This window comes from Bacteroides uniformis (assembly GCF_025147485.1).
Taxonomy (GTDB): domain Bacteria; phylum Bacteroidota; class Bacteroidia; order Bacteroidales; family Bacteroidaceae; genus Bacteroides; species Bacteroides uniformis.
Genome location: NZ_CP102263.1, coordinates 2,197,588 through 2,223,250, shown reverse-complemented (window position 1 = coordinate 2,223,250; position 25,663 = coordinate 2,197,588). Strand labels below are relative to the sequence as shown.

At 49.6% G+C, this 25,663-nt stretch carries 28 protein-coding genes; 22 read left to right on the top strand and 6 right to left on the bottom strand.

Features of this window, described 5'->3' with window-relative positions; all coding sequences use genetic code 11:
- The first annotated feature begins 55 nt into the window (after window positions 1–55).
- Complete coding sequence (locus NQ510_RS08520; protein WP_005823655.1) at window positions 56–946, top strand: YitT family protein; 891 nt, start codon at window positions 56–58, stop codon at window positions 944–946.
- On the opposite strand, the gene NQ510_RS08515 is transcribed toward NQ510_RS08520, so the two are convergent.
- The 4 genes from NQ510_RS08515 to truA all read right to left on the bottom strand — a co-directional run bounded on the left by NQ510_RS08515 (window position 933) and on the right by truA (window position 3,792).
- Window positions 933–1,592, bottom strand: coding sequence for a DUF3256 family protein (locus NQ510_RS08515; RefSeq protein WP_005823657.1), 660 nt, complete (start codon window positions 1,590–1,592; stop codon window positions 933–935). The genes NQ510_RS08520 and NQ510_RS08515 overlap by 14 nt on opposite strands.
- Complete coding sequence (locus NQ510_RS08510; protein ID WP_005823659.1) at window positions 1,589–2,059, bottom strand: GAF domain-containing protein; 471 nt, start codon at window positions 2,057–2,059, stop codon at window positions 1,589–1,591. Before NQ510_RS08510 ends, NQ510_RS08515 begins: the two co-directional genes overlap by 4 nt.
- Before the next feature lie 11 nt (window positions 2,060–2,070).
- The gene (locus NQ510_RS08505; RefSeq protein WP_005823661.1) at window positions 2,071–2,970 is read right to left on the bottom strand and encodes a DMT family transporter; all 900 of its coding nucleotides are present in this window, start codon (window positions 2,968–2,970) and stop codon (window positions 2,071–2,073) included.
- A 69-nt stretch (window positions 2,971–3,039) separates the two neighbouring features.
- Entirely contained in the window at window positions 3,040–3,792 is a 753-nt protein-coding gene (truA, locus tag NQ510_RS08500) for a tRNA pseudouridine(38-40) synthase TruA (RefSeq protein WP_005823662.1), read from the bottom strand.
- Window positions 3,793–3,912: 120 nt separating this feature from the next.
- On the opposite strand from truA, the gene NQ510_RS08495 reads away from it, so the two are divergent.
- Window positions 3,913–4,596: a DUF5715 family protein gene (locus NQ510_RS08495; RefSeq protein ID WP_005823664.1), complete on the top strand. Its 684-nt coding sequence runs from the start codon at window positions 3,913–3,915 to the stop codon at window positions 4,594–4,596.
- Window positions 4,597–4,613: 17 nt separating this feature from the next.
- Here NQ510_RS08495 and NQ510_RS08490 read toward each other — a convergent pair whose 3' ends face one another.
- Window positions 4,614–5,177, bottom strand: a complete 564-nt coding sequence (locus tag NQ510_RS08490) for a YdeI/OmpD-associated family protein (RefSeq protein WP_005823665.1) — start codon at window positions 5,175–5,177, stop codon at window positions 4,614–4,616.
- A 29-nt stretch (window positions 5,178–5,206) separates the two neighbouring features.
- On the bottom strand, window positions 5,207–6,718 hold the full coding sequence (locus NQ510_RS08485) for an NAD(P)H-hydrate dehydratase (RefSeq protein WP_005823666.1): 1,512 nt from the start codon (window positions 6,716–6,718) through the stop codon (window positions 5,207–5,209).
- A gap of 389 nt (window positions 6,719–7,107) precedes the next feature.
- Between NQ510_RS08485 and NQ510_RS08480 the strand changes: the two genes are divergently transcribed.
- The 20 genes from NQ510_RS08480 (at window position 7,108) to lpxD (ending at window position 25,662) form a co-directional block, all read left to right on the top strand.
- The gene (locus NQ510_RS08480) at window positions 7,108–8,646 is read left to right on the top strand and encodes a peptide MFS transporter (protein WP_005823668.1); all 1,539 of its coding nucleotides are present in this window, start codon (window positions 7,108–7,110) and stop codon (window positions 8,644–8,646) included.
- 41 nt (window positions 8,647–8,687) lie between these two features.
- Window positions 8,688–9,224 (top strand): hypoxanthine phosphoribosyltransferase, encoded by a 537-nt coding sequence (gene hpt / locus NQ510_RS08475; RefSeq protein WP_005823670.1) that lies wholly within the window; start codon window positions 8,688–8,690, stop codon window positions 9,222–9,224.
- Between the two features lie 42 nt (window positions 9,225–9,266).
- Window positions 9,267–9,839 (top strand): adenylate kinase, encoded by a 573-nt coding sequence (locus tag NQ510_RS08470; protein ID WP_005823672.1) that lies wholly within the window; start codon window positions 9,267–9,269, stop codon window positions 9,837–9,839.
- Between the two features lie 14 nt (window positions 9,840–9,853).
- The gene (gene obgE / locus NQ510_RS08465) at window positions 9,854–11,035 is read left to right on the top strand and encodes a GTPase ObgE (protein WP_005823673.1); all 1,182 of its coding nucleotides are present in this window, start codon (window positions 9,854–9,856) and stop codon (window positions 11,033–11,035) included.
- Window positions 11,032–11,859: a peptidoglycan editing factor PgeF gene (gene pgeF, locus NQ510_RS08460; protein ID WP_005823675.1), complete on the top strand. Its 828-nt coding sequence runs from the start codon at window positions 11,032–11,034 to the stop codon at window positions 11,857–11,859. The genes obgE and pgeF overlap by 4 nt, the downstream gene beginning before the upstream one ends.
- The gene (locus NQ510_RS08455) at window positions 11,859–12,524 is read left to right on the top strand and encodes a B3/B4 domain-containing protein (RefSeq protein WP_005823677.1); all 666 of its coding nucleotides are present in this window, start codon (window positions 11,859–11,861) and stop codon (window positions 12,522–12,524) included. The genes pgeF and NQ510_RS08455 overlap by 1 nt, the downstream gene beginning before the upstream one ends.
- Complete coding sequence (locus NQ510_RS08450) at window positions 12,525–13,244, top strand: M23 family metallopeptidase (RefSeq protein WP_005823679.1); 720 nt, start codon at window positions 12,525–12,527, stop codon at window positions 13,242–13,244.
- Between the two features lie 9 nt (window positions 13,245–13,253).
- The gene (locus tag NQ510_RS08445) at window positions 13,254–14,255 is read left to right on the top strand and encodes a PhoH family protein (RefSeq protein ID WP_005823681.1); all 1,002 of its coding nucleotides are present in this window, start codon (window positions 13,254–13,256) and stop codon (window positions 14,253–14,255) included.
- A 27-nt stretch (window positions 14,256–14,282) separates the two neighbouring features.
- Window positions 14,283–15,224, top strand: a complete 942-nt coding sequence (locus NQ510_RS08440; RefSeq protein ID WP_005823683.1) for a phosphoribosylaminoimidazolesuccinocarboxamide synthase — start codon at window positions 14,283–14,285, stop codon at window positions 15,222–15,224.
- Window positions 15,225–15,962: a bifunctional demethylmenaquinone methyltransferase/2-methoxy-6-polyprenyl-1,4-benzoquinol methylase UbiE gene (gene ubiE, locus NQ510_RS08435; protein ID WP_005823685.1), complete on the top strand. Its 738-nt coding sequence runs from the start codon at window positions 15,225–15,227 to the stop codon at window positions 15,960–15,962. It begins immediately after the preceding gene.
- Between the two features lie 31 nt (window positions 15,963–15,993).
- Window positions 15,994–16,548, top strand: coding sequence for a hypothetical protein (locus NQ510_RS08430; RefSeq protein WP_005823687.1), 555 nt, complete (start codon window positions 15,994–15,996; stop codon window positions 16,546–16,548).
- A 48-nt stretch (window positions 16,549–16,596) separates the two neighbouring features.
- Complete coding sequence (locus NQ510_RS08425) at window positions 16,597–17,343, top strand: shikimate dehydrogenase family protein (protein WP_005823689.1); 747 nt, start codon at window positions 16,597–16,599, stop codon at window positions 17,341–17,343.
- The gene (locus tag NQ510_RS08420; protein WP_005823691.1) at window positions 17,343–18,338 is read left to right on the top strand and encodes an alpha/beta hydrolase; all 996 of its coding nucleotides are present in this window, start codon (window positions 17,343–17,345) and stop codon (window positions 18,336–18,338) included. Before NQ510_RS08425 ends, NQ510_RS08420 begins: the two co-directional genes overlap by 1 nt.
- Before the next feature lie 40 nt (window positions 18,339–18,378).
- Window positions 18,379–19,287: a TPM domain-containing protein gene (locus NQ510_RS08415; RefSeq protein ID WP_005823693.1), complete on the top strand. Its 909-nt coding sequence runs from the start codon at window positions 18,379–18,381 to the stop codon at window positions 19,285–19,287.
- A gap of 171 nt (window positions 19,288–19,458) precedes the next feature.
- On the top strand, window positions 19,459–20,040 hold the full coding sequence (locus tag NQ510_RS08410) for a LemA family protein (protein WP_005835359.1): 582 nt from the start codon (window positions 19,459–19,461) through the stop codon (window positions 20,038–20,040).
- 112 nt (window positions 20,041–20,152) lie between these two features.
- Entirely contained in the window at window positions 20,153–21,322 is a 1,170-nt protein-coding gene (locus NQ510_RS08405) for an AIR synthase-related protein (RefSeq protein WP_005835357.1), read from the top strand.
- Between the two features lie 4 nt (window positions 21,323–21,326).
- Window positions 21,327–22,439, top strand: coding sequence for a peptide chain release factor 1 (gene prfA, locus NQ510_RS08400; protein ID WP_005823698.1), 1,113 nt, complete (start codon window positions 21,327–21,329; stop codon window positions 22,437–22,439).
- Between the two features lie 34 nt (window positions 22,440–22,473).
- Entirely contained in the window at window positions 22,474–23,304 is an 831-nt protein-coding gene (gene pyrF, locus NQ510_RS08395) for an orotidine-5'-phosphate decarboxylase (protein ID WP_005823701.1), read from the top strand.
- 6 nt (window positions 23,305–23,310) lie between these two features.
- The gene (locus NQ510_RS08390; protein ID WP_005823703.1) at window positions 23,311–24,537 is read left to right on the top strand and encodes an HD domain-containing protein; all 1,227 of its coding nucleotides are present in this window, start codon (window positions 23,311–23,313) and stop codon (window positions 24,535–24,537) included.
- 84 nt (window positions 24,538–24,621) lie between these two features.
- The gene (lpxD, locus tag NQ510_RS08385) at window positions 24,622–25,662 is read left to right on the top strand and encodes a UDP-3-O-(3-hydroxymyristoyl)glucosamine N-acyltransferase (RefSeq protein WP_005823705.1); all 1,041 of its coding nucleotides are present in this window, start codon (window positions 24,622–24,624) and stop codon (window positions 25,660–25,662) included.
- Window position 25,663 lies beyond the last annotated feature (1 nt).

The following is a 25,663-nucleotide window of genomic DNA, read 5'->3' as shown; positions in this document are numbered from 1 at the left end:
AAATGATATCTTTTGTATCTTTGTCCCCGCATTTTCACAACCACATAAAATTATAATGAAAACAATAGTAAATGTTCCCTCCCGACAGAACACCATGCGCGAACTGCGGGATTATCTGATGATTGCCCTGGGTATGGTCTTATATGGTATCGGCTGGACAGTCTTCCTGCTTCCCAACGATATTACTACCGGTGGCGTACCGGGCATTGCATCCATCGTATATTTTGCCACTGGATTTCCCGTCCAATATACGTACTTCGCCATCAATTTTCTGCTTCTATTGCTTGCCCTACGTGTGTTGGGATGGAAGTTCAGCGTAAAGACAATCTTTGCCGTATTCACCCTGACCTTTTTCCTTTCCATTATCCAGAAACTGACCGAGGGTGTTGTCCTCCTGCACGACCAGCCTTTCATGGCTTGTGTCATCGGTGCCTCCTTCTGCGGTAGCGGCATCGGCATCGCCTTTTCCAACAACGGCAGTACTGGCGGCACGGACATCATTGCCGCCGTAATCAACAAGTACCGCGACATCACGCTGGGCAGAGTCATGTTGATATGTGACCTTATCATCATCTCGTCCAGTTACTTTGTTCTAAAAGATTGGGAAAAGGTGGTGTATGGCTACGTTACTCTATACATATGCAGCTTCGTGCTCGACCAAGTGGTGAACAGTGCCCGCCAGTCCGTACAATTCTTTATTATCAGCGATAAATATGAGGAGATAGCCAAGCACATCCAGGTATATCCTCACAGAGGTGCAACGGTCATCAACGCCTCGGGCTTCTATACGGGAAAAGAGATAAAAATGCTGTTCGTGCTGGCCAAGAAGCGGGAGTCCACCATCATTTTCCGGCTCATAAAAGACATAGACCCCAATGCCTTTGTATCACAAAGTGCAGTCATCGGAGTCTATGGAGAGGGATTCGACAGAATCAAAGTGAAGTAGAGGATTTCTCGAACTTCCCTTGATTCCAAGTATAAACAATAGGACGGCGGACAAACGGTTTCAGTTTCTCCGCCGCTTCTTTACCCATGTAATCGGTCGTGGTAAAAGTGAATGCCAACGTGGCATCCTTCGCAGAAAGGTCCGCTTTCATCAGCAGCATGTCGGCCTGGCGACGGGCATCCTGATACTCATAGACATCCACCGTATCCGCGGCCTCAGCGATAAAATCATCCAGAACGGGCAATGCCGGCAGGTAGGACGAAGCAACCAGCTCCTTCCAGTCTGTCGTATAGAACTTGACATGGCTGTCGCAAGCCGGAGCACAAACCGTAGCAACCACACAAATCACCTTCGTACTGTCGTTAATAGACAAGAGCTTCATCTGCCATGAACTCTGGGGCGTCATCTTCACATGTATATAGTCTGGAGAAAGTTCCGTCATTTCCGATTTACCACCAAAGCTGTTGGTCACCTCAGCTTTCATCTTACTTTCCAGAAAGTCTATAAAATCCGCACGGTTCACGGCGCTAAGCAACGGACATATAGAATCCGGCATATTCTTAAAACACGTCTTGGCTTCCTGGGCCTGCAAATACCCCCATCCGATGAAAGCCAAAATCAAAAAAGCACTCAGTTTTCTTATCATAACATTTTAATCATTTCTTCAAGGAAACGGGCATCTGTTTCATCAAAACCGCCCAAATCGTCACTGTCAATATCCAATACTCCCCACACTTCACCGTCCTCACGCTTCAGCGGAACCACGATCTCCGAACGCGACAGCGAGCTGCAGGCTATATGTCCGGGAAATGCATCCACATCGGGCACAACCAACGTCTCGGCTCTATCCCATGCCGTGCCGCAAACACCACGGCCTTTCCTGATGCGCGTACAAGCTATCGGTCCCTGGAAAGGTCCTAACACCAATTCTTCACCCTTCACCAAATAGAAGCCTACCCAAAAGAAATGGAAAGTCTCTTTCAGCGCCGCCGAAACATTCGCCAGATTGGCTATCAAGTCATCTTCACCTGCCAGCAGATTTTTCAGTTGAGGAAGCAAAGCGCGATATTTCTCTGTCTTGCTACCAGCATTTATATATAGGTCTTCTGCCATATATCTCTTGTTTATTTACTCCCCAAATATAGGAAGAACATTCCAATCAACACCAAAATGAGGTCGACAGCCTTGCTTTTTAAATTCTTTTCACGGAAGAAAAGCGCACCGAAAAGGAAGGAAACAACAACGCTTCCACGACGCACCATCGAAACGATGGAAATCATGGAGTCCTCATAGCTCAGGGCATAAAAATAGACAAAGTCTGCCGCACAAAGGAAAATGGAGATACAGATAATGGTCCAGTCCCAACGAAACGGGGTACTTTCTTTTCGCTTGGGGTACCACAACAGCAAGATAATGGGGCACATGATAAAGACTTGGTAGACATTATACCACGACTGCACCAGCATCGGATTGAGCTGCTTCATCAGATATTTGTCATACAGCCCACTGACAGCTCCAGCAACGGCAGCCAGCACGATGAAAAGAATCCATTTGTTATGCTTGAAGTCGATTCCCTCCTTCTTGCCCGAACGGCTCAGCATGAAAAAGGATACTATGGCAAGCATCACGCCAATCCATTGATAAAGGTTCAAGCGTTCGCCAAACACAAGCATGGCACCTACAAGCACCATCACGGGGCGCGTCGCATTAATCGGTCCCACGATGGTCAGCGGCAGATGCTTCATCCCGAAATAACCGAATATCCAGGAAGAGAGCACGATAAACGACTTGACAACAATAAACTTATGCACCTCCCACCCCACCACGGGAACATCAAACATCGTACCTCCCAACACCGACGGCGCAAAGGCAGATACCAGAATGAAAGGAAGAAATATCAGGCTCGAGAACAGCGTGTTCAGGAAAAGTACCGGCAGTACGGCATTGTCACGAAGCGACTTCTTCTTGAAGACATCGTAAAATCCCAATAAGGCAGCAGAGAGGAAAGCAAGCAATAACCACATAGAGTTAATTAAAAATTAAGAATTAAAAATTAAAAGGAGGGGGGTACGTTTTTGTAGTGCATCCCTCTTTTATTCTAAAAAAGTAGTTTCCGGATAGGCTACATCCACTAGAAACAATGCATTTCCGGGAACGGAGGTTCCTGCCTGACAACGGTCCTTCTGTTCGATGACGCGTCGGAAACTCTCAACAGAAAGTTTTCCGCGACCCACTTCGAGCAAAGTACCGACAATGGCGCGTACCATGTTCCGCAGGAACCGGTCGGCCTGGATGGTGAACACCCAGGTCACATCGTCTACCCGGGTCCAGGCGGCATGCATAATCTTGCAATTATTGGTTTTGACATCCGTATGAAGTTTGCTGAAGCTGGTAAAGTCCGTATAGTCAAACAAGGTTTGGGCAGCCTCATTCATCCGTTCAAAGTCCGGTGTTTGGAACAGACGGCAACGGTATTGACGATTGAAAGGCATCTTGGCAGTAGTGACGTAATACTTATACATCCGCGCCGTAGCATCAAAGCGGGCATGTGCATCGGGCTTCACGGCCCGCAAGCGGTATACGGAAATATCGGGAGGAAGCAGACGATTCAGCTTATCCGTCATAAAAACAGTGTCCAGAGGAGAATCACTGTCAAAGTGAGCTACCATCAGTGAGGCATGCACCCCGGCATCGGTACGCCCCGCTCCCACGACTTCCACCTCGCGACGCAGCAAGGTACTCAGCGCCTTCATCAAACACTCCTGCACACTCGCTCCATTCGGCTGGATTTGCCAGCCGTGATAAGCGGTGCCATCATAAGCCAGGTATATAAAATATCGTTGCACGGTCTTTTTTGTGTGCAAAGATAGTGCAAACTTAAGAAGGTTTGAATTATCTTTGCAAGGTTTTCACCACAGATTACACAGATTAACGCAGATTTTTCACAGACATAGTACATTTATAAGATGAGATATTCTTCCAGAATCCTACCTATACTGATAATTGTCGCAGCTGCCGCAACATTCACCTTTGCCGGCTGTAAGAAGAAGGACATGTCGCTCAAGTTGAACGAACCGCGCAACATTCGGGGTGTTGTCAGCTACAAGCGCTCGTTCGGAGACTTGAATGAGAAACATCTCAATGTAGCCCAAGCCATCGGCATACGTGTACTTTCATCCCGCGAGGAAGCAGAAAAGATGAGAGAGCAACTGCAACCTATCACGACAAACGAGCTCTATGCCGTGGATTCACTGACGCATTCCATCCCTTATCTCATTCCGGGCGCCGCCAGCCTGCTGGACACCATCGGACACAACTTCCTTGATTCACTGACCGCCAAGGGGCTGAATCCAAACAAGATAATTGTGACTTCCGTACTCCGCACCCAAGACGACGTAAAACGCCTGCGCCGCCGTAACGGCAATGCTTCTCCAAACTCGGCACATTTTTACGGAACGACATTCGATGTCAGTTGGAAGCGCTTTCAGAAAATAGAAGACGAGGATGGACGTCCTTTGCAGGATGTCAGCGCAGATACCTTAAAACTGGTTCTTTCGGAAGTGCTCCGTGACCTGCGGAAAGCCGATAAATGCTACATCAAGTACGAGTTGAAGCAAGGATGCTTCCACATTACGACAAGAGAGAAATAAGCGGAAAAGAATTAGCGTTAATAGTATTTTTCAATCCCGCCAAACCCTATTATTATTTTGTTCTCTTTCGTTTTACAGATAAAGTTATTTAATCGCCTTTCAAATTCTTCCGGTCGTTTCCTCGCCGCTTCAATGTATGCGATTCGGATACGTTTATAGGGGTCAGAGAAACTCTGATAATTCTTCCATATTCTTTCATCCTCTTTCAATCTGTCGATTATATCATTTGGAAAAACAAAAGGAACCGACAAGACAGTTCGTATTTTATCCTCAAATTCAAGATGTATCATTTTATGCTCCAGCAACCATTTCAACCTTTCTTTGTTGGCTTGCGAATAGGTACTTTTAGGATTCCTGGGCGTGAAACGCTGAATTTTATGTTCTTTGTCAAGTGACTTTATCGTGCTGTCAATCCACCCGAAACAAAGGGCCTCTTCAACAGCGTCATTATATACAATACTTTTCTCGCTTGAAGATTTAGTAGGAAACACAAACCAGACTCCATCGGCAGTATCAAAATTGTCAGCCAGCCACTTCCGCCAATCTTTTCTGTTTTCAAAATATCTTATTTCTGTTGACATGACAAGCCATCCAAATTACACTTCTCTCCTTATTCTTCCAGCATCTTCCACGCTAGCGGCAGGCAGGCAACTATATCCCCCACCGTCATCCCCACTGCCCCCTGCTTCTTGCAGGCAACATCTCCCGCCAGTCCGTGCACATACGTGGCCAGGCAGGCAGCCTTCTCCGGCTCATAGCCTTGGGCAAGCAAGGCAAGCACCACTCCCGTCAGCACATCACCGCTGCCTCCCGTTGCCATACCCGGATTGCCGGTAGGGTTGAAAAAACATTTCCCGGCAGGAGTGACAATGGCAGAATAAGCGCCTTTCAAGATGATATGCACTCCGGCGCTCTTCGCCAGCTCGCGAGCCTTCATCAGGCGTTCGTACGAATTCTGGCATTTGCCTACAAGACGCTCCAGTTCCTTGGGGTGCGGAGTCAGAATACTCCCTTTGGGCAGACGCCCTATATAGTTACGCTTCTCGCCCAGCAAGTTCAGGGCATCAGCATCCACCACCATCGGAGTCTGGCATATCTCTATCTGCTCCAGCAGAGCCGCCTCGGTCTCTGCCGCCTTTCCCAGTCCCGGACCTATCGCCACGGCCTGGTAATCGTCCGTATCAGTAGCGGCGGCAAAGCAGGTGTCGCTGATGTCCAGCTCCGTCATGGCTTCGGGCACGGAAGTCTGCACAATGAAGTTGTTGCAGAACGGCACATGCACCGTCAGCAGCCCCACCCCCGAACGCAGACAAGCACGCGCAGCCAGCACCGAAGCTCCCGCCATTCCCTGCGAACCGGCTATCAGCAGTGCACGGCCGAAGTTCCCCTTATGGGCAAACCGGCTGCGCGGCTTCAGCAGGGCAGACACATCTTCATGCTCCAGCAGGCAGAAGTCCGTTTCCATGTCATGGATGACATCCTCGCTGAGTCCGATGTCCAGTAACTGCCATTCGCCCACATACGGCTCGTTCTCGGCAAAGAGAAATGCCAGTTTCGGCAATTGCAGGCTCAGCGTCAGATGGGCACGGACGATATTCGTATGTACGTTGTAGGTATTGTCCTCACCCATCAGTCCCGATGGGATATCGATGGACACCACCGTGGCGGGCGAAGCGTTGATGTACTTCACTACGGCTGCAAAACCGCCGCTCAGAGCCTTGTTCAAACCGCTGCCGAAGAGACCGTCTATCACCACATGGTCTGCCGTCAGCACGGGAGGTACAAACTGGGTGGTCACTTCGTGGAAGTCCACACCCGGCACGTCGGCCAGCCGCTCCTTGTTCGTCTCGCAGTCCGGCGAAAGCGTCCCTTTCGTATTGAAGAGATACACCTCGAGCCGGTAGCCCTTCCCGGCCAGCAGTCGCGCCAGGGCAAGCGCATCGCCACCGTTGTTCCCCGGTCCGGCAAAAACGGTGAGCGGCGTGTCCGGCTCCCAACGCTCGGCAATGGCACGGGCCAATGCGCGTGAGGCACGTTCCATCAAGTCGATGGAGGCAATCGGTTCATTCTCTATGGTATCTGCATCCAGTTGCTTGATGCTTGTAGTAGGAAATATCTTCATAATAGGATTATCTTAAAATCGTAGAGCAAAGATAGGGCTTTGATTTCAACTGTACAAAGAGAAGACGTTTTTTATCAAGTTGCTTTGCCCCCCGGGAAAAAATATCTGCTCCGTAAGGAAAAGTTGTCTTCAATGCAAAGGATTCTTAGAACAAAGCCTTTATTCTTAGAAACAAAAGCTCTATTTCTATAAACAAAAGCTTTATTTACAGAAACAGAAATTCTGTTTTAAGTTTGCGTAGGCTTACGGATAAGTTTGCACAAGCTTGTCGGCAAGTTCCCGCAGGCTTGTCGGCAAGTTTCTAATTATACCCATTAACTTACGCAAAATAATGACTAATTTTGTACCCTCAACATATAATAAAAGCCAAAACAATAAAAGCATATTCAATGAGTACATCCCGACACCCGAAAGGTCTTTACCTTATCTTCGCCACCAGCACGGCAGAGCGTTTCAGCTACTACGGCATGCGTGCCATCTTCATTCTGTTCCTCACCCAGGCACTCCTTTTCGACAAGGAGCACGCCGCCTCCATCTACGGCAGCTACACCGGACTGGTGTACCTGACACCCTTAATCGGCGGCTACATCGCCGACAAATACTGGGGCATCCGCCGTTCCGTCTTCTGGGGGGCCATGATGATGGCAGTCGGCCAGTTCCTGATGTTTGCCAGTGCCTCGATGCTGGAGGCGCGTGAGCTTTCGCATTGGCTGATGTACGGCGGACTGACTTTCCTTATATTGGGCAACGGCTGCTTCAAGCCCACCGTCTCCTCCCTGGTGGGGCAGCTCTACGAGCCGGGTGACAAACGGCTGGATTCCGCCTACACCATCTTCTATATGGGTGTCAACGTGGGTTCCTTCCTCGCCCCGCTGGTCTGCGGCTATTTTGGCGAGACGGGCAACCCTCACGACTTCCGATGGGGCTTCCTCATTGCCGCCATCGTCACCGTGCTGACGGTCGTCCTCTTCGAAACCCAGAAGAACAAGTACCTCATCGGCCCCGACGGCAAGCCCCTCGGCATCATCCCCGACGCCCGCAAGGAACGGCCCCAGGCAGACAACACCGCCCGGAAGAGTGCCCATGCCAACGGACGGACCATGCGCAACTACCTGCTGCTCGCCCTGCTCGCCATCGCGCTTGCCGGTTTCTTCTACTGGTGCTTCGGGGACGATTGGATAAGCATCGGCATCTTCACCGCCTGCATCGTGTTTCCCGTCAGCATCCTGCTGGAAGGCTCACTCACCAAGACGGAGCGCGACCGCATCTTCGTCATCTACATCATCGCCTTCTTCGTCATTTTCTTCTGGGCGGCCTACGAGCAGGCAGGCGCCTCGCTCACGCTTTTCGCCTCCGAGCAGACCGACCGCGTCATCCTGGGGTGGGAAATGCCCGCCTCCTGGATTCAGTCCTTCAACCCCTTCTTTGTGGTGATACTTGCCGCCATCATGCCGGGCGTATGGGGCGCCCTGGGCAAGCGGGGCATGGAGCCCGCCTCGCCCACCAAGCAAGCCATCGGCCTGCTACTGCTTTCACTGGGCTATCTCGTCATCTGCTTTGGGGTGAAAGATGTTCAGCCGGGCATCAAGGTGAGTCTCATTTGGCTGACGGGGCTCTACTTCATCCATACCATGGGCGAAATCTGCCTCTCGCCCATCGGACTCTCCATGGTGAACAAGCTCACGCCCATCCGCTTCGCCTCGCTGATGATGGGGATATGGTACCTCTCCACCGCCACTGCCAATAAGTTTGCAGGCACGCTGAGCGGGCTCTACCCCGAAGCCGGAAAGGTAAAGACGCTACTGGGCTATCGCATTGAGACGATGTACGATTTCTTCATGGTGTTCGTCGTCATGTCTGCCACGGCATCGCTTATCCTCTTCCTGCTTTCAAAGAAATTACAGAAGATGATGCATGGAGTGGAATAAAAATCGTATTTTTGCGGCAACTTTCTAAAAACATCCCATCTATGGATACCATACAAATAAAAGACAAGATGTTCACAGTCTCCATCAAGGAGCAGGACATACTGAAAGAAGTAACCCGTGTAGCGAACGAAATCAACCGCGACCTGGCAGGAAAGAATCCTCTATTCCTCAGCGTACTGAACGGTTCGTTCATGTTTACCGCCGATTTGCTGAAACGAATCACGATTCCCTGCGAAATTTCGTTTGTCAAATTGGCATCTTATCAAGGAGTATCCTCTACCGGGGTAATTAAGGAAGTAATAGGCATCAATGAAGACCTCACAGACCGTACAGTGGTCATTGTAGAGGACATAGTAGATACGGGACTCACCATGCAACGCTTACTGGACACCCTCGGCACTCGCGGTCCCAGGGAGATTCATATTGCCTCCCTACTGGTGAAACCTGATAAGCTGAAAGTTGATTTAAACATAGAATATGTGGCCATGAATATTCCGAACGACTTCATCGTGGGCTACGGGTTGGATTATGACGGCTTCGGGCGCAACTATCCCGACATTTATACTGTAGTAGACTGATACAGACATAATATAGTAAATCATTAAATAATAACTAAGCAAATGTTGAACATTGTAATTTTTGGTGCTCCCGGTTCAGGTAAGGGAACACAAAGTGAAAAGATTGTAGAAAAGTATGGCATCAACCACATCTCTACCGGAGACGTGCTCCGTGCTGAAATGAAAAACGGTACAGAACTGGGCAAGACTGCTAAAGGTTATATCGACCAGGGCCAGTTGATCCCCGATGAGTTGATGATTGATATTCTGGCAAGCGTATTCGACAGCTTCAAGGATAGCAAAGGCGTGATTTTCGACGGCTTCCCCAGAACAATCGCCCAGGCTGAAGCATTAAAGAAGATGCTCGCCGAACGCGGACAGGAAGTCAGCGTGATGCTCGACCTCGACGTGCCCGAAGAAGAACTGATGAAGCGCCTCATCAAGCGCGGACAAGAATCAGGACGTGCAGACGACAATGAAGAGACAATCAAGAAGCGTCTGGTGGTTTACCACTCACAGACAGCTCCGCTGATTGACTGGTACAAGCAGGACGGCAAATACCAACACATCCAGGGCTTCGGCGTATTGGAAGAAATCTTTGCCGATGTTTGCAAGGCTATTGACGCAGTGAAATAACAATAAAACAGAATATGGCTGAATCGAATTTTGTTGACTACGTAAAAATATATTGCCGCTCCGGAAAGGGCGGACGAGGTTCTACGCATATGCGGCGTGAGAAATACATACCCAACGGAGGCCCCGACGGAGGTGACGGAGGACGAGGAGGCCATGTCATCCTGCGGGGTAACCGCAACTACTGGACGCTACTCCATCTGAAGTACGATCGCCACATCCTGGCAGGTCACGGAGAATCCGGTTCCAAAAACCGCAGTTTCGGAAAAGACGGAGCGGACAAGGTGATTGAAGTGCCCTGCGGCACGGTGGTGTACAACGCCGAAACGGGTGAATATATCTGCGACGTCACCGAGCACGAACAAGAAGTCATCTTGCTGAAAGGCGGACGCGGAGGTCTGGGTAACTGGCACTTCAAAACCGCCACACGCCAGGCTCCCCGCTTTGCACAACCGGGCGAACCGATGCAGGAGTTGACGGTAATCATGGAACTGAAGCTGCTGGCAGACGTCGGTCTGGTAGGTTTCCCCAATGCAGGAAAATCCACTTTACTGGCATCCGTTTCTGCGGCGAAGCCCAAAATCGCCAATTATCCGTTTACAACGCTGGAACCCAATCTGGGCATCGTGTCCTATCGCGACAGCAAATCGTTTGTGATGGCGGACATTCCCGGCATCATCGAAGGAGCCAGTGCCGGCAAAGGCTTAGGATTGCGTTTCCTGCGCCACATCGAGCGCAACTCATTGTTGCTGTTCATGGTGCCTGCCGACAGTGACGACATCCGTAAGGAATACGAAATCCTGTTGAACGAGCTTCGCACTTTCAACCCCGAAATGCTGGACAAACAGAGAGTGCTTGCCGTCACCAAATGCGACATGCTCGACCAGGAACTGATGGACGAGATAGAGCCGACACTGCCCGAAGGGATTCCGCATATATTCATCTCTGCTGTCTCCGGCATGGGCATCTCTACGCTGAAAGACATCCTTTGGGAAGAGCTGAACAAGGAAAGTAATAAGATAGAAGGCAAAGTGGACAGCATTGCCCATCGCGCCAAAGACCTCAGCCACCTGCAGGAAGAATTGAAAGAAGAGGGTGAGGACGAGGACCTCAGCTATGAATACGTCAATGACGACGAGGACATAGAGGACCTCGAGGACTTTGAATACGAAGAAGATTGGGAGGAAGATAAAAAATGATTCCTCTTACAGAAGATAGGAAAATGTTGGGATATGAGCTGCTTGCCTCATATCCCGGCATTTCTTGTTTTGTAACCACCCGCCACGGTGGATGCAGCCAAGGTAACTATGCCTCCCTCAACTGTACACCTTACACGGGAGACGAAGCCGAAGCTGTACGCCGCAACCAGGAAATAGTATGTTCTTCCCTGCCCCAACGCCCCCAAGAACTGGTCATCCCGTTTCAGACCCACGGGACAAAGGCACTTGTCATTAACGGAACTTATCTGCATGCAACAGCAGAAGAACGCCACTCCATGTTGCAGGGCATTGATGCACTGATAACCCGTGAACCGGGCTGCTGCATCTGCATCTCTACGGCAGACTGCATTCCCATCCTGCTCTACGACCGGAAGAATGCCGTGATAGCCGCTGTTCATGCCGGATGGCGCGGCACTGTGAATTACATCCTCGGCCACACACTCGACAAGATGCGTGCCCGCTATGGCACAGAGGGCAAAGAAGTGATAGCCTGCATCGGCCCCGGCATCTCCCTTTCCGCCTTCGAGGTAGGCGACGAAGTCTATGAAGCATTCCGCAAGAACGGTTTCCAGATGGATTACATCTCCGAATGGAAACCCGCCACCCACAAATACCATATCGACCTATGGGCTGCCAACCGACTGCAACTACTGGACTTCGGAGTACCTTCCGCACAAGTGGAGACAGCCAATATATGTACTTTTACCCAATATGAAGAGTTTTTCTCGGCACGCCGGATGGGTATCAAATCCGGAAGGATATTGTCGGGAATCATGTTAACCCATTCAAACGGATTGCATTAATGTATCATATCACACTTTCTAAAGAAATCAAGCAGAATTGCCCCGAATTCCGCGGTGCAGCCGTATTTGCCGAAGTGACAAATACCCCATATTGCGAAGGGTTGTGGCAAGAAATCGCAACTTTCACCCAAGAGCTAAGAGCCCGTGAAACCACGGACAGCATCAAGTACCAACCCGTCATTGCCGCCACCCGCGAAGCCTATAAACGTTGCGGCAAGGACCCCAGCCGCTACCGTCCCTCGGCCGAAGCACTGAGACGGCGACTGCTGCGCGGATTGGAACTCTATCAGATAGATACGTTGGTAGACCTTATCAACCTTGTCTCCCTACGTACGGGCCACTCTATCGGCGGATTTGATGCCGACGAGATACAAGGGACCGACCTTGAGCTGGGCATAGGACGTGCCGAGGAATTGTTCGAGGGTATAGGCCGCGGCATGCTGAACATAGAAGGGCTGCCCGTCTACCGCGACCGTATAGGCGGTATCGGTACCCCGACCAGCGACCACGAACGCACCAAGATGAAACTTGAAACCCGCCATATCCTTGCCATTGTCAACGGCTACAACGGGCAGGAAGGTCTGAAAGAAGCAGCCGAAATGATATTGGAACTGTTGGAGAAATATGCTTCCTCTACCAGTGGGACTATACAATATTTTGAATAAATGAGAATCCGTATTCTTGTCCCTCTCCTGCTCATAGCCCTTGGTGCCACGGCACAAGGGAAGAAAACGGTCTTTTCCACCATGGAAACCAACCATATCCGCGTTGCCACTCCGGGACTGTTTTCGCAAAGAGAACTGATAGAGCTACCTTTGGAGGACATTCCGGACACGGAATACTCCTTTCCCCTGCCTGGAGGAAAAGTCATCTCCCCTTACGGACGGGGGCGGGGACGCCACAGTGGCATAGACATCAAGACCTACGCCAAAGACACCATACGGAGTGCCTTCAACGGCGTAGTACGGATGTCCAAGCCTTATAGCGCCTACGGCAATGTCGTCGTCGTACGCCATGACTTCGGACTGGAAACGATATACAGCCACAACTTCAAAAACCTTGTACATTGTGGCGACACAGTCAAAGCCGGACAGCCCATCGCACTGACCGGACGCACCGGACGCGCCTCTACTGAGCATCTGCACTTCGAGACACGCGTCAACGGGCAGCACTTCGACCCCAATATTATCTTCAACATGAAGGAACAGACGCTGAACCGACAACGTATCGGATGCTCAAAAAAAGGAAACGGCATCGTCGTGCAACAATTACCGACAATCTACCCGAAGCCACTGCAAAAAAAATACCCAATGGAACTGTTTAAGTATCCAAACGTTTCACTACATTTGCAGAACGTTTCACTAAAAGAACGAATTGAACTTTAAAACATATCAATGATAGAAAAACTGATTGTTCTTGAAGATATTGACCCGGTAATATTTTATGGCGTAAACAACGCCAACATGCAGCTGATAAAGGCCTTGTATCCCAAGCTTCGCATCGTTGCCCGCGGCAATGTCATCAAAGTATTGGGTGATGAGGAGGAAATGTGTGCATTCGAGGAGAACATTACCAAGCTGGAGAAATACTGTGCCGAATACAACTCTTTGAAAGAAGAGGTCATTATAGACATCATCAAAGGCAATGCCCCGCAAGCGGAAAAATCGGGCAATGTCATTGTATTCAGCGTAACCGGAAAGCCGATTATCCCGCGCAGCGAGAACCAGCTGAAGCTGGTAGAGGCATTTGCCAAGAATGACATGCTGTTTGCCATCGGTCCCGCCGGTTCAGGAAAGACCTATACAGCCATCGCGCTTGCCGTGCGGGCACTAAAGAATAAGGAGATAAAGAAAATCATCCTCAGCCGCCCTGCCGTAGAAGCCGGAGAAAAGCTCGGTTTCCTGCCCGGCGACATGAAGGACAAGATAGACCCGTATCTGCAACCACTCTATGACGCCCTGCAGGACATGATACCTGCCGCCAAGCTGAAAGAGTATATGGAGCTGAACATCATCCAGATTGCCCCCCTCGCCTTTATGCGCGGACGCACACTGAACGATGCCGTCGTCATTCTGGATGAAGCGCAGAACACGACCACCCAGCAAATCAAGATGTTCCTCACCCGCATGGGAATGAACACCAAGATGATTGTCACGGGAGACATGACGCAGATTGACTTGCCTTCTTCCCAGACTTCCGGTCTGGTGCAGGCACTGAAGATTCTGAAAGGCGTAAAAGGCATCAGTTTCGTGGAGCTGAACAAGAAAGACATCGTACGCCATAAGTTGGTAACTCAGATTGTGGAGGCCTACGAGAAGTTCGACAAGGAAGCGAAAGCGGAACGTGAACGACGCAAAGCCGAACAAGCCGATAGTAAGATTGAACAGAAACAGTAAATTCTCAAAATCGTAAATATTACAAAGATGAAAGCATTAACAGCAACTGAATTTAACTTTCCCGGACAGAAAAGCGTGTACCACGGAAAAGTTCGTGATGTGTACAACATCAATGGTGAAAAGTTGGTCATGGTAGCTACCGACCGCATCTCAGCCTTTGACGTAGTATTGCCGAAAGGTATTCCCTTCAAAGGACAAATGTTGAACCAGATTGCAGCAAAATTCCTGGATGCCACAACCGACATCTGCCCCAACTGGAAAATGGCTACACCCGATCCGATGGTGACGGTAGGTGTGATGTGTGAAGGATTCCCCGTAGAAATGATTGTACGCGGTTACCTCTGTGGCAGCGCATGGCGTGCCTACAAGAGCGGTGTACGTGAAATCTGCGGCGTGAAGTTGCCCGAAGGGATGAAGGAAAACCAGAAATTCCCTGAACCCATCATCACCCCGACCACTAAAGCCGAGATTGGCGAACACGATGCCGACATCTCCAAAGAAGAAATCCTGGCACAAGGTCTTGCCACACCCGAAGAATATGCCGTATTGGAGCAATACACCATGGCCCTCTTCAAACGCGGTACCGAGATTGCAGCGGAACGCGGATTGATTCTGGTAGACACCAAATACGAATTCGGCAAGCACGACGGCAAGATTTACCTGATGGACGAAATCCATACGCCCGACTCCAGCCGCTACTTCTACTCCGAAGGCTACGAAGAACGTTTTGCCAACGGCGAACCGCAAAAGCAACTCTCCAAGGAGTTTGTACGAGAATGGCTGATGGACAACGGCTTCCAAGGCAAGGAAGGACAGCAAGTACCGGAAATGACCGACGAAATCGTTACTTCAATCAGCGAACGTTACATCGAACTGTACGAACACATCACCGGCGAGAAGTTTGTAAAGGAAGATACCAGCAACATTGCCGAACGCATTGAAAAGAATGTAACCGAATATTTAAAGTAAATGGACTATCCCCAAGAACACATCAAGCCCTACGGTAATGACGGCAAGAAGAGCGAACAAGTGGAAGAAATGTTCGACAACATCGCTCCTGCCTACGACAAGCTGAATCACACCCTATCCATGGGCATCGACCGCAGCTGGCGTAGGAAAGCAATCAAGTACCTACGTCCTTTCCGCCCCCGGCGTATTATGGACGTAGCTACCGGCACCGGCGATTTCGCCATCCTTGCATGCCGCGAACTGCAACCCGATAGCCTGATTGGCACCGACATCTCGGAAGGCATGATGAACGTGGGACGTGAAAAAGTAAAGCAGGCGCACCTCTCGAACAAGATTTCATTTGTCCGGGAGGACTGCACCTCCCTCTCGTTTGCCGACGAAAGCTTCGACGCCGTGACCGTAGCGTTCGGCATCCGCAACTTCGAAGGGCTGGACAAGGGACTGTCCGAGATGTGCCGCGTACTAAAGACCGGCGGACATCTCGTCATACTGGAGCTCTCCACACCAGACCGCTTCCCGATGAAACAGTTGTTCACCATCTACTCCAAAGTTGTCATCCCCCTGCTCGGTAAATGTATTTCGAAAGACAACAGCGCCTACACCTATCTACCGGAAAGTATTCGCGCCTTCCCGCAGGGAGAAGTGATGCAGGAGGTAATCCGCAAGGCAGGCTTCAGCGAAGTGCACTTCAAGCGGCTGACTTTCGGGATATGTACACTTTATGTGGCAACTAAATAAAAAGAAGAAACTTATATAAAAAAGAGACCTTATGAAAGCTACACACACCCTCTATTTATTATTTATTACCCTCCTTTGCGTTGCCGGTTTCACAGCTTGCGATGATTCGGGAAGTGATGATATGATATGGGATTTTGCTCCTATCGAACTGCATATCGCAGTACAAGATGCTCAAGGTAATGATTTGTTGAATCCTGAAACTCCCGGCAACATTGCCAAGCAAGGAATCAAGGCAATCTATAATGGAAAAATATATGAAAAGGACGTTCCAATAAGCCAAACCAAAGCTTACCTTGCACACTTCAACGGTCTGCAAACAATGAAATTTGAAACTGGCAAATACTTTCTCACTTTTGGAGAATTCAATGGCGACGATACATTCGATAACGAAAAAGTGATAATAGACTGGAACGATGGTACTCAAGACGTCATCACCTTCTCTAGCAAACTGATCTGGAAATCAAAAAATAAACCCGTATTCGACAGAAAGTTCTGTTTGAACGGAAAAGATAACGGATTGCAATTCGGAGGTTTTGTTATCATCAAAGAACCGGTAATCACCTCCTCAACTACTTCCGACCAATAATGTACTCCATAAACAAACGAATATAGTTCAATCAATAACTAAAATATTATGCAGAAATACGGTTTAATAGGTTACCCGTTGAAACATTCCTTTTCTATCGGATATTTCAATGAGAAATTCAAGGCAGAAAATATTGATGCAGAATATGTAAATTTCGAAATTCCACGTATCGAGGATTTCATGGAAGTTATCGAGGAAAATCCCAACCTCTGTGGACTGAATGTGACTATCCCTTACAAGGAGCAAGTCATCCCCTACCTGGACGAACTGGACAAAGACACAGCCAAGATAGGCGCCGTCAATGTCATTAAGATTATCCGCCTTTCCAAAGGCAAAGTGAAACTGGTTGGCTACAACTCCGACATCATAGGATTTACACAATCCATAGAACCACTTTTGCAACCACAACACAAGAAAGCCCTGATTTTGGGTACCGGCGGTGCATCGAAAGCCGTATATCGCGGGCTGGAGAACCTGGGTATAAAAAGTTCCTTCGTATCACGCGCCAAGAAAGAGGATAAATACCTCACATACGAAGAACTGACACCGGAAATCATGCAAGAGTACACAGTGATTGTCAACTGTACCCCAGTAGGCATGTATCCCAAAGTGGATTTCTGTCCCAATATTCCTTACGAACTACTGACTCCCAACCATTTGCTCTATGATTTGTTATATAATCCAAACGAAACCCTTTTCATGAAGAAAGGCCAGGCACAAGGAGCCGTCACTAAGAACGGTCTGGAAATGTTACTGCTGCAAGCCTTTGCTGCATGGGAAATTTGGAATAAATAATGAAGAAAACCATAAAATATTCGATTCTCGGTCTGGCTGCCCTCTGCACCGTAGTACTGTGCGGAGGGTACTATATGCTGGGGCATGCTCTGAAACCCGAAGGCCTTATCACACGCAGTCGCAACATTGCCGAATCCTACAACTTCATGTTCGAGCAATATCCCGAACTGCAACCGTGGGTAGACAGTTTGGTGACCGTAGGAGCATTGAAGGACTTCTACATTGAGAACGACCATGGAGAGACGCTACACGCACTCTACGTTGCCGCCACCCACCCCACCCCAAAAACAGCAGTCATCGTACACGGATATACAGATAATGCCGTGCGCATGCTGATGATAGGCTATCTGTACAACAAGGAGATGGACTTCAACATCTTGCTGCCCGACCTCTACGGGCACGGGATGAGCGAGGGAAACCATGCACAGATGGGCTGGAAAGACCGGCTTGACGTACTGCAATGGACCGAAACCGCCGACGAACTCTTCGGGCGCCGCCATACAGACAGCGTAGCATCCCGCAGCACAGAGATGGTAGTGCACGGTATCTCCATGGGAGCCGCCACCACCATGATGGTATCCGGCGAAGTGGAGCATGGTCAATACCAACAGCCTTTCATCAAGTGTTTCGTAGAAGACTGCGGCTACACAAGCGTATGGGACGAGTTTCGCGGAGAACTGAAAGCACAGTTCAACCTGCCCGCCTTCCCTCTTCTGCATACAGCAAACTGGCTCTGCCGGCAAGAGTACGGATGGGACTTCCTGGAAGCCTCTGCTTTGGAGCAAGTAAAGAAATGTACTTTGCCGATGCTCTTCATCCACGGCGATGCCGACACCTTTGTGCCGACGTGGATGGTCTATCCCCTCTACGAAGCCAAGCCCGAACCCAAAGAATTATGGATTGTGCCCGGTGCCACGCATGCTATGTCTTACAAGGATTATCCGCAGGAATACACCGAACATGTAAAGAAATTCGTAGGAAAATACATACATTGATGTGATTTTACCTATCTTCGCCGCAACAAATATTGGTAGTATGAGACGATTTATTTCCATAACATTCTTCTTATGCCTGCTCTTATCCTTGCAGGCACAAGAAGTCTACACCACTAAGAATATTCCTAAAGTACACCTTCAGGACAAGACACGCTATGTGTGCAACCCAGCCGGAATCCTATCCACGGAGGCATGTGACAATATAGACCGTATGCTCTATGCATTGGAGCAGCAAACTGGCATTGAAACGGTAGTTGCCGTTGTCCCGTCCATCGGACAAGAAGACTGTTTTGATTTCTCACACCAGCTGCTCAATGAATGGGGAGTAGGGAAAAAAGAAAAAAACAACGGTTTGGTCATTCTGCTGGTAACCGACCAACGCTGCATCCAGTTTTATACGGGATACGGTTTAGAAGGGGACCTTCCTGATGCCATCTGCAAACGTATACAGACCAAATACATGATTCCCTATCTGAAAGACGGTAATTGGGATGCTGGAATGGTAGCGGGTGTAAAGGCAGTCTGTTCACGTCTTGACGGCACTATGGTGAATGACACGGAAGAGGAGGATGACCTCTCCGTAGGAGGTATCCTACTGGGGCTTATCGGTTTCCTCGCAGTGGCATCTATTATAGGCATCCTTGCCCAACGCGCTGCCAACAAATGCCCCAACTGCGGACAACATAAATTGCAACGTAGCAGCAGCATACTCATCTCACGCCGCAATGGAGTGAAAACGGAAGATGTGACCTACACCTGCCGCAATTGCGGACATAAAGTAGTGCGCCGCCAGCAGTCATACGATGAAAATTACCGGGGAGGAGGCGGAGGTGGTCCGGTCATCTTCGGTGGTGGAGGTCTCTTCGGCGGAAGTGGCGGAGGAGGCTTCAGCGGTGGTAGCTTCGGAGGCGGTATGGGAGGTGGCGGTGGAGCCGGTTCCCGGTTCTAACGCCGAGGATGTGTCATCTGTGTGCCATCAACCGTTTTGACACACCTTCGAGGATACTGGAAGAAAATAAAACGTTTACATAGAATATAATTAAATGATTAATAACTGCCTTCCCCTCCTCCCCTCTCTCTATCGGAGAGGAATCGGAGGTGAGGCCTAAAAATGAAAAGTATGAAGAAATCAACCATTATCATTATCGTTGTTATAGCTCTTCTCGCCATTTGGGGTGTAACCGGCTATAACGGACTCGTAACCATGGACGAAAATGTCAGCGGACAATGGTCGAACGTAGAAACCCAATACCAACGCCGTGCCGACCTGATTCCGAACTTGGTGAATACCGTGAAAGGATATGCCACGCACGAGAAGGAAACACTGGAAGGTGTAGTAGAAGCCCGCAGCAAAGCCACTCAAATCAAAGTGGATGCGGCAGACCTTACTCCGGAAAAGCTGGCTGAATATCAGAAAGCACAAGGTGCGGTGACTTCCGCCCTCGGTAAATTGCTTGCCATCACAGAAAACTATCCGGACTTGAAAGCAAATCAGAATTTCCTGGAACTGCAGGCACAGCTGGAAGGTACGGAAAACCGTATCAACGTAGCACGTACCAACTTCAACAATGCAGCCAAGAACTTCAATACAGCCATTCGCCGTTTCCCCAAGAATATCCTTGCCGGTCTCTTCGGTTTTGAGAAACGAGCTTATTTCGAAGCGGCAGAAGGAGCGGAACAAGCTCCCCAGGTACAATTCTGATAAATACACAACTCTATAGCGAGGCACAAAGGCGAGAAACTTTGTGCCTCGCTTTGTGTTGTAGAAGATTAGATGTATCTTTGCACATTCAATTGAACAAACCTATTATCTCATGAGTAATCAACGATACATGATGCGAGGCGTCAGCGCATCAAAGGAAGATGTGCACAACGCCATCAAGAATATCGACAAAGGTATTTTCCCGCAGGCTTTCTGCAAAATTATCCCCGACATTTTGGGCGGTGACCCGGAGTATTGCAACATTATGCATGCCGATGGAGCAGGCACCAAGTCCAGTCTTGCCTATATGTACTGGAAGGAAACCGGCGACCTGGGTGTGTGGAAAGGCATTGCACAAGATGCACTGATTATGAACATCGACGACCTGCTTTGTGTGGGTGCGGTAGACAACATTCTGGTATCCTCTACCATCGGACGTAATAAACTGCTCATCCCCGGCGAAGTAATCTCAGCCATCATCAACGGTACGGATGAACTGCTTGCCGAACTCCGCGAAATGGGAGTAGGCGTTTATGCCACCGGTGGCGAAACAGCCGATGTGGGCGACCTTGTACGTACCATTATCGTAGACTCGACAGTGACCTGCCGCATGAAGCGCTCAGATGTTATAGACAATGCCAATATCCGTCCGGGCGATGTGATTGTAGGTCTGGCATCTTACGGAAAGGCTACTTATGAGAAAGAATACAATGGCGGTATGGGCAGTAACGGACTGACCAGCGCACGCCACGATGTATTCTCCAAATACCTGGCAGAGAAATACCCTGAAAGCTATGACAAGGCTGTACCCGAAGAACTGGTATACAGTGGCAAGCTAAAACTGACAGACAGTGTCGAAGACAGTCCGCTGGATGCAGGAAAGCTGGTACTTTCCCCCACCCGCACCTACGCACCGGTAGTTAAGAAACTGCTCGATGCGCTCCGTCCCCAAATCCACGGTATGGTACACTGCTCGGGCGGCGCACAAACCAAGGTACTGCACTTTGTGGGAGACAACTGCCGTGTCATCAAAGACAATCTCTTCCCCGTTCCACCGTTGTTCAAGACCATCAAGGAGCAGAGCGATACGGACTGGAGCGAAATGTACAAGGTGTTCAATATGGGGCATCGCCTGGAAGTGTACCTCTCTCCCGAACATGCAGAAGAGGTGATTGCTATTTCGAAGAGTTTCAACATCGATGCACAGATTGTAGGCCGCGTGGAAGAAAGCGACAAGAAAGAACTGATTATCAAGAGCGAATTCGGAGAGTTCAAGTATTAAATATATGGCAGACAACAATACCATACTCGAAAAGCTGGAAGGGCTTGTCGCCCGCTTCGAAGAAGTGTCGACCTTGATTACAGACCCGGCAGTGATTGCGGACCAGAAGCGTTACGTCAAGCTCACCAAAGAATATAAAGAACTGGGCGACCTGATGAATGCCCGCAAAGAGTACATGCAAGTACTGGGCGGCATAGAAGAAGCCAAAGAAATTATCGCCAACGAAACAGACCAGGAAATGCGGGAAATGGCACGCGAAGAGCTGGATGCCTGCCAAACCCGCCAACCGGAACTGGAAGAGCAGATAAAGCTGCTGCTCGTCCCCGCCGACCCGCAGGATGGCCGTAATGCCATCCTCGAAATTCGTGGCGGCACGGGTGGTGACGAAGCGGCAATCTTTGCCGGCGACCTCTTCCGCATGTACACCAAGTACTGCGAATCCAAGGGATGGAGAATGGAGATATCCAGCGCCAACGAAGGTGCAGCCGGCGGTTTCAAGGAAATTGTCTGCTCCGTGACGGGCGACAATGTATACGGCACACTGAAATATGAATCGGGCGTGCACCGCGTGCAGCGCGTACCGGCCACAGAAACGCAAGGACGGGTACACACCTCAGCTGCCAGCGTAGCCGTGCTTCCCGAAGCCGAAGAGTTCGACGTAGTTATCAACGAAGGTGAAATCAAGTGGGACACCTTCCGAAGCGGTGGTGCCGGCGGTCAGAACGTGAACAAGGTGGAATCCGGCGTGCGCCTGCGCTACAACTGGAAGAATCCCAACACAGGCATAGTCGAAGAAATCCTCATCGAATGTACCGAGACGCGCGACCAGCCCAAGAACAAGGAACGCGCCCTCTCGCGCTTGCGTACCTTCATCTACGACAAGGAACACCAGAAGTACATCGACGACATCGCCTCCAAGCGTAAGACGATGGTCAGCACTGGCGACCGCTCCGCCAAGATACGCACCTACAACTATCCGCAAGGACGCATCACGGACCACCGCATCAACTACACCATCTACAATCTCGCCGCCTTCATGGACGGAGACATCCAAGACTGCATCGACCACCTGATTGTGGCGGAAAATGCAGAAAGACTGAAAGAGAGCGAACTGTAAGGCAGTGATAAGTAACCCGTAACTAAAAAATAATATGAACAAACAGCAATTATTCGAGAACATCAAGCGCAAGAAGTCATTCCTTTGCGTAGGTCTTGACACCGACATCAAGAAAATACCCGAACATCTTCTGAAAGAGGAAGACCCTATATTCGCTTTCAACAAAGCCATCATCGACGCTACTGCCGACCTCTGCATCGCCTACAAGCCCAATCTGGCATTTTATGAGAGCATGGGCGTGAAAGGCTGGATAGCTTTCGAGAAAACCGTAAACTACATCAAGCAGAACTATCCCGACCAATTCATCATCGCCGACGCCAAACGCGGTGACATCGGGAACACCTCTGCCATGTATGCCCGTACCTTCTTCGAAGAGCTGGATATAGATTCCGTAACCGTAGCTCCCTACATGGGCGAAGACAGTGTGACCCCGTTCCTTACGTACGAAGGCAAATGGGTAATCCTGCTTGCGTTGACCAGCAACAAAGGCTCGCACGACTTCCAGCTGACGGAAGACACCAACGGCGAACGCCTCTTCGAAAAAGTGCTCCGCAAATCCCAGGAGTGGGCCAGTGACGAACAGATGATGTACGTAGTAGGCGCCACACAAGGCCGCGCCTTCGAAGATATCCGCAAGATTGTTCCCGAACACTTCCTATTGGTTCCCGGCGTAGGCGCACAAGGCGGCTCCCTGGAAGAAGTCTGCAAGTATGGCATGAACAAGACTTGCGGCCTGATTGTCAACTCCAGCCGTGGCATCATCTACGTGGACAAGACAGAGAACTTCGCCGCCGCCAGCCGAAAAGCAGCCCAAAAAGTGCAGGCACAGATGGCGGAAGAGTTGAAAAAAGTGATTAACGACTAACGCTTAATGTTCGAAAGAAAGATTATCAACGACCCTGTCTTCGGGTTCATCAACATACCAAAGGGGTTGTTGTACGATGTTGTACGACATCCTCTTTTGCAACGTCTAAACCGTATCAAGCAACTGGGGTTGTCCTCTGTCGTATATCCCGGTGCGCAGCATACACGGTTCCAACACTCTTTGGGAGCCTTCTACCTGATGAGTGAGGCCATCCAGCAACTTGCCACCAAAGGAAACTTTATCTTCGACAGCGAAGCCGAAGCTGTGGAAGCCGCTATCCTGATGCACGACATCGGCCACGGCCCCTTCTCCCACGTACTGGAAAATACCATCGTGCAGGGCGTCTCCCACGAAGACATCTCCTTGATGCTGATGGAACGTATCAACAAGGAAATGAACGGACAGTTGACACTCGCCATTCAAATTTTCAAGGATGAATACCCCAAGCGCTTCCTGCACCAACTGGTAAGCGGGCAACTGGATATGGACCGCCTGGACTACCTGCGCCGCGACAGCTTCTATACCGGAGTGACCGAAGGCAACATTGGCTCCGCCCGCATTATCAAGATGCTGGATGTAAAGGATGACCACCTGGTAGTAGAGTCCAAAGGCATCTATTCTATTGAGAACTTCCTCACCGCCCGCCGCCTGATGTACTGGCAAGTCTATCTGCACAAAACCTCCGTTGCCTACGAGAAAATGCTGATTAGCACCCTGCTCCGCGCCAAGGAACTGGCAAGCCGCGGCATAGACCTCTTTGCCTCACCCGCCTTGAAATTCTTTCTATACAACGACATCAGCCGGGAGGCATTCTACAACAATCCCGAATGTTTGGAGAATTTCATTCAGTTGGACGATAATGACATCTGGACTGCCCTCAAGGTATGGAGCCGCCATTCGGACAAGGTTTTGTCCACCCTGAGCGCCGGCATGATTAACCGAAACATCTTCAAAGTCGAGATTTCTACCGAACCTATTAGTGAGGAACGGAAAAAAGAACTAACTTTGCAAATCAGTGAACAACTGAACATCCCTCTCTCCGAAGCGAGATATTTCATCTCTACCCCCAGCATCGAGAAGAATATGTACGACGAGGCAGATGACAGTATTGACATCCTCTACAACGACGGCAGCATCAAGAATATTGCCGAAGCATCGGATATGCTCAATATCTCTCTTCTGGCCAAGAAAGTAAAAAAGTACTACTTATGCTACCAACGTTTGCATAGATAAGTATAAAATATTCACCTCAGGACAAGGAAATATAAAAAAAAAGTCCGTTATTTGCGTTTTGAAACCATCTAACAAGAATAAGACATGGAGTTCTCTGCTAAACAAATTGCAACATTTATCCAAGGAGAAATTGTTGGAGACGAGAATGCTACCGTTCACACCTTTGCGAAAATCGAAGAGGGAATACCGGGAGCCATCTCCTTTCTATCCAACCCCAAATATACCCCCTACATATACGAAACCCAATCAAGCATTGTTCTGGTAAACAAGGACTTTGTTCCGGAACAAGAAGTGAAAGCCACCCTGATTAAAGTGGACAATGCGTATGAAAGTCTTGCTAAATTGCTAAATCTTTATGAGCAAAGCAAGCCAAAGCGGGTGGGAATTGACTCTCTGGCCTTTGTTGCCGAGACAGCTAAAATTGGCAAGGATGTTTACATTGCGCCTTTTGCCTGCATTGGCGAATACGCAGAGGTGGGAGACAATACGGTCATTCATCCGCACGTCACGATTGGCAGCGGTGCCAAAGTGGGCAATGACTGTATTATTTACGCTAACTCCACCATCTACCACGATTGCCGGGTAGGAAACCACTGCATCCTGCACTCCGGTTGCGTTATCGGTGCAGACGGTTTCGGCTTCGCCCCCACTTCCGAGGGCTATGAAAAAATACCGCAAATAGGTATCACTATCCTGGAAGACCATGTGGAAATCGGTGCCAACACGTGTGTGGACCGTGCTACTATGGGAGCCACCATCGTACATAGCGGTGTGAAACTGGATAATTTGATTCAGGTGGCACACAATGATGAAATAGGCTCCCACACCGTAATGGCGGCGCAAGTAGGTGTAGCAGGTTCTACCAAGATAGGAGAATGGTGCATGTTCGGCGGGCAGGTAGGCATTGCAGGTCATATTCATATTGGCAACAAAGTGAACCTTGGCGCACAGTCTGGTGTTCCCAGTAGCATAAAGGACGGTAGCCAACTTATCGGTACCCCTCCTATGGAGCTGAAACAATATTTCAAGGCATCCATCGCACAAAGAAGTTTGCCGGAAATGCAAGTGGAACTGCGCCAGCTCCGCAAAGAATTGAATGAACTTAAACAACTATTAAATAAGTAAC